The sequence below is a fragment of the Clostridioides sp. ZZV14-6009 genome (genome assembly GCF_020658095.1).
GTDB lineage: Bacteria > Bacillota > Clostridia > Peptostreptococcales > Peptostreptococcaceae > Clostridioides.
Window position 1 is genome coordinate 1 of the sequence record NZ_JAGWDG010000068.1, and the last position, 419, is coordinate 419.

1 pseudogene is annotated in these 419 nt (G+C 32.7%); it reads left to right on the plus strand.

Going from position 1 to position 419, the window contains the following annotated elements:
* Positions 1 to 122 precede the first annotated feature (122 nt).
* Positions 123 to 419: pseudogene (locus KGF36_RS19920) on the plus strand (hypothetical protein); the annotation flags it as partial.

The window sequence follows — 419 nt, forward strand, 5'->3', positions numbered from 1 at the left end:
GATGTAACTAATACAGAGTATAGAAAAGCAGTAGAAGATTATATAATTAAAGAAAGTGGAGTAGTAGAAGGAAAAGAACCAACAATATAGAGGTTCTTTTTTATTGGAAAGAGGTGATTTAATTGACTTTTAAAGAGTTAGTTAACAAAGTTAGAAATCTTGTTTTAGAAGCAAAGAAAGTAACTATAGAAGACACAGAGAATAACTTTACTAGTGATAATGTTGAGGGAGCATTGAAAGAATGTATAGATAGAGCAGATTCGGCTTTTCAAGAAGCCGATAGTGGTAAAACAATTTTATCAACTGCTATCGGCTCCCCTGCTACATCAGAGCAAACATTTCAAGAATATGCGAATTACATTGTGGGGTTTAAAGGTACTATAAATAGTTTACAAGAGTCTTTGAGAGGAAGCATGAAG